The 4126-nt window shown below is 67.8% G+C and carries 4 protein-coding genes; all 4 read right to left on the reverse strand.

The window, feature by feature from the left end; genetic code table 11:
- On the reverse strand, positions 1–773 hold a 773-nt coding region (locus tag ACLBXN_RS24460), incomplete at its 3' end, for an aldehyde dehydrogenase family protein (protein ID WP_447613867.1).
- 195 nt (positions 774–968) lie between these two features.
- Positions 969–2306 (reverse strand): enolase C-terminal domain-like protein, encoded by a 1338-nt coding sequence (locus ACLBXN_RS24465; protein WP_447613868.1) that lies wholly within the window; start codon positions 2304–2306, stop codon positions 969–971.
- A gap of 37 nt (positions 2307–2343) precedes the next feature.
- Positions 2344–3309 carry a 2-hydroxyacid dehydrogenase gene (locus ACLBXN_RS24470; protein WP_447613869.1) on the reverse strand — a complete coding sequence of 322 codons (966 nt, stop codon included), beginning with the start codon at positions 3307–3309 and terminating at the stop codon, positions 2344–2346.
- 91 nt (positions 3310–3400) lie between these two features.
- The coding region (locus ACLBXN_RS24475; protein WP_447613870.1) for a Bug family tripartite tricarboxylate transporter substrate binding protein at positions 3401–4126 on the reverse strand (726 nt) is incomplete at its 5' end.

The raw sequence follows: 4126 nt of genomic DNA on the forward strand, positions 1-4126 counted from the left end.
TCCAGCACGATCTGGGGGTTCTTGCCGCCCATTTCCAGCTGCACCTTCTTGCCGCTTTTGACGCAGGCTTCGGCAATGCCGCGGCCCACGCCGGTCGAGCCCGTGAAGCTGATCGCCGCCACGTCGGCATGGTTGACCAGGGCCTCGCCGATCACGCGGCCGCGGCCCATGACCAGGTTGAACACACCGGCGGGGATGCCAGAGCGGTGGATGATGTCGGCCAGGGCCCAGGCGCTGCCGGGCACCAGGTCGGCGGGCTTGAGCACCACGCAGTTGCCGAAGGCCAGGGCCGGGGCGATCTTCCAGGCGGGGATGGCGATGGGGAAGTTCCAGGGCGTGATCAGGCCGACCACGCCGATGGGCTCGCGCGTGATTTCCACGCCGATGCCGGGACGCACCGAAGGCACGGTCTCGCCCGTCAGGCGCAGGCATTCACCGGCAAAGAACTTGAAGATCTGGCCGGCGCGGCCGACTTCGCCAATGGCTTCGGGCAGGGTCTTGCCTTCCTCGCGGGCCAGCAGCTCGCCCAGCTCCGCCTTGCGCGCCAGGATCTCCGTGCCGATCTTGTCCAGGGCGTCGGAACGCGCCTGGATGCCCGAGGTGGACCAGGCCGGGAAAGCGGCCGTGGCGGCGGCCACGGCGGCCTGCACGTCGGCTGCACCGCCCTGGGCGTACTCACCGATCACATCGGACAGATCGCTGGGGTTGGTGTTGGGGCTGTAAGTGGTAGCGGCCGTCCATTGGCCATTGATGAGGTTGTCGTAGCGGAACATGGAGTTCTCCGTAAGAAAAAGAGGGGGTCGATGGCAGTGTGAGAAACGCAGCGGCGTGGCGGTCAGGGCATGGCGCTTGCTACTGGCGTGGCCCATGCCAGGGACACCGAGCAAGGGCCTGGCCGGCCGCGCCGCCCCGCAGCGATGGCGTCGTCCCCCTGGAGGGAAGGCGCGCAGCGCCTCAGGGGGGAGGCATTACCTCACCATGCAAGGCCGTTTGTTGTCGAACTTCCAGCCGGGGATCAGGTGCTGCATGGCGATGGCGTCGTCGCGCGCGCCCAGGCCGTGTTCCAGGTACAGGGCGTTGGCGCGCTTGAGGGCTTCGCGGTCCACGGTCACGCCCAGGCCGGGGGTCTTGGGCACCTCCACAAAACCGCCCTTGATCTGCAACGGGTTCTGCGTGAGGTACTGGCCGTCCTGCCAGATCCAGTGCGTGTCGATGGCCGTGACCTTGCCGGGCACGGCGGCGGCCACGTGGGTGAACATGGCCAGCGAGATGTCGAAGTGGTTGTTGGAGTGCGAGCCCCAGGTCAGGCCCCAGTCGCGGCAGGTCTGGCCCACGCGCACCGAGCCGGCCATGGTCCAGAAATGGGGGTCGGCCAGAGGGATGTCCACGGACTGCAGCGACAGGGCGTGCACCATCTGGCGCCAGTCGGTGGCGACCATGTTGGTGGCCGTGGGCAGGCCGGTGGCGCGGCGGAATTCGGCCATGACTTCACGGCCCGAGAAACCGCCTTCGGCGCCGCAGGGGTCTTCGGCATAGGCCAGCACGCCGCGCATGTCGCGCATCAGGCGGATGGCGTCCTTGAGCAACCAGCCGCCGTTGGGGTCCAGGGTGACGCGGGCCTCGGGGAAACGTTTCGCCAGGGCCGTCACGGCTTCGACTTCCTGCTCGCCGGCCAGCACGCCGCCCTTGAGCTTGAAGTCGTTGAAGCCGTAGCGTGCGTAGGCGGCTTCGGCCTGGCGCACGATGGTCTCGGGTGTCATGGCCGTCATGTGGCGCACCTGGGTCCAGTCGTCCGTGCCCAGCTTGTCTTCACCGGGCTTGACGTAGTCCAAGCCGGTCTTGTCGCTGGGGCCCACGAAGAACAGGTAGCCCAGCATTTCCACGCGCTCGCGCTGCTGGCCTTCGCCCAGCAGTGCGGCCACGGGTACGCCCAGGTGCTGGCCCAGCAGGTCCAGCAGGGCGGATTCGATGGCGGTCACAGCGTGCACGCCGATGCGCAGATCGAACGTCTGCAGGCCACGGCCACCGGTGTCGCGGCCTTCCAGGGATTTCTGCACCTCTTGCAGCAACTGCAGGTGCTGGCCGATGGAGCGGCCGATCAGCACCTGCTGGCTGTCCTCCAGCGCCTGGCGGATGCCTTCTCCGCCCGGTACCTCGCCCACCCCCGTACGGCCCGCGCTGTCGTGCACCAACACAATGTTGCGGGTGAAGTAGGGCGCATGAGCGCCGCTGAGGTTCATGAGCATGCCGTCGCGGCCGGCGACGGGGATGACTTCAATGGCGGTGATGGTCGGGGTAGTGGACATGGGAAGGCTCTTCAACAGACTCGGAGGGAAAAGGAAATCACTGTGCAGCGGACCAGGGCACCTCGGCCGCAGGGCGGCCCGTGGCGATGAACTGCTGCAGGTTGTACAGCACCAGGTCGGCCATGGCGCGGCGGGTTTCGTGGGTGCCGCTGGCGATGTGCGGGGCCAGCACCACGTTGTCCAGGGCCAGCAGGGCAGGCAGGGGGCGGGGCTCGTCCTCGAACACGTCCAGGCCGGCGCCGGCGATGCGCTTGCTCTCCAGGGCATCGGCCAGGGCGGCTTCGTCGACCACGCTGCCGCGCGCCACGTTGACCAGGAAACCTTGCGGGCCCAGGGCGGCCAGCACTTCGGCATTCACCAGGTGGCGCGTGCCTTCGCCGCCGGCGGCGGTGATGACCAGGATGTCGGCCCAGCGCGCCAGCTCCAGCAGCGAGGGCAGGTACTGGTGGGGCGAGCCTTCGACGGGGCGGCGGTTGTGATAGGCCACTTCCATGTCGAAGCCCGAGGCGCGGCGCGCCACGGTGGAACCGATGCGGCCCATGCCGAAGATGCCCAGGCGCTTGCCGCTGGCGCGGGTGCGGATACCGAAGCGGCTCTGGCTCCAGTCGCCGCGGCGCACGAAACGGTCGGACTCGCTCAGGCCGCGCGTGGCGTCCAGCAGCAGGGCAAAGGCCAGGTCGGCCACGCAGTCGTCGAGCACGCCGGGCGTGTAGCCCACACGTGCGCCACGGCGCAGCAGAGCGTCCTTGTCAAGGGCGTCGAAGCCCACGCCGAAGCTGCTCACGAACTTGAGATTGGGCAGAGCGTCGACCACGCCCGCAGGCAGGCCCATGGCGGCCGAGGTGACCGCATATTCGAACTGGCCGCCATGCTCGACAAGAAAGCGCTCGGGATCGGGCTGCTCGGAGAGGATGCTCACCTCGTAGGCCTGAGCCAGTTCGGCATCAAGCTGGGTCAGCGGCATCTTGCCGTATTGAAGAACGCGTGGTCGGGTGGTCGCCATGCCGGGAATTCCTTGCTTTGGTCAATGGTGGAGGCCGCAGCCTCCAGGGGAGAAAGCGGCCCGCTTGTGCGGGCCGCCAGGGGTTTAAAGCTTATTCGGCCTTGATCCCCTTTTCGGCAATGAGCTGGGCGTAGGTCGTGTAGTCGGACTCGATCAGCGCGGCGAACTGCCGGGGTGTGGTGGTCCTGGCGACAGCGCCCTGTTCGTTGAGCCGCTGGGCGATGTCGGGCTGGGCCACGGTATCGCGGATGGCCGCTGCCAGACGGTCGATGGTGGCCTGCGGCGTCTTGGCCGGAGCCAGCACGCCCACCCAGGAGATGGACTTGAAACCTGGCACGGTCTCGGCCACCGTGGGCACATCGGGCAGTGCCGGCACACGCTTGTCACCAGTCACGGCCAGGGCGCGCAGCTTGCCGGCCTTGATGTGACCCAGGCTTTCGAGCACGGTGGCAAACGTGATCTGCACATGACCGGACAGCAGGTCCACGATGGCCGGCCCGCCACCTCGGTAGGCCACATGCTGGATATCGGTCTGGGTGGCGCTCTTGAACATCTCGCCGGCCAGGTGCATGGAGCCGCCCGGACCCGAGGTGCTGTAGCTGAGCTTGCCGGGCTGGGCCTTGAGCAGGGCAATCAATCCGGCCACGTCCTTGGCCTGCACGCCGGGATGCACCAGCAGCACCTGGGGCAGCTCGGCGACCAGGCTGACGGGGGCGAAAGCCGTCTTGGCGTCGTAGGGCAGCTTCTTGTAGAGGATGGGGTTGATGGACTGGGTGCCGATATTGCCCAGCAGGATGGTATTGCCGTCGGCCGGCGC

This window comes from Comamonas sp. C24C (genome assembly GCF_053345995.1).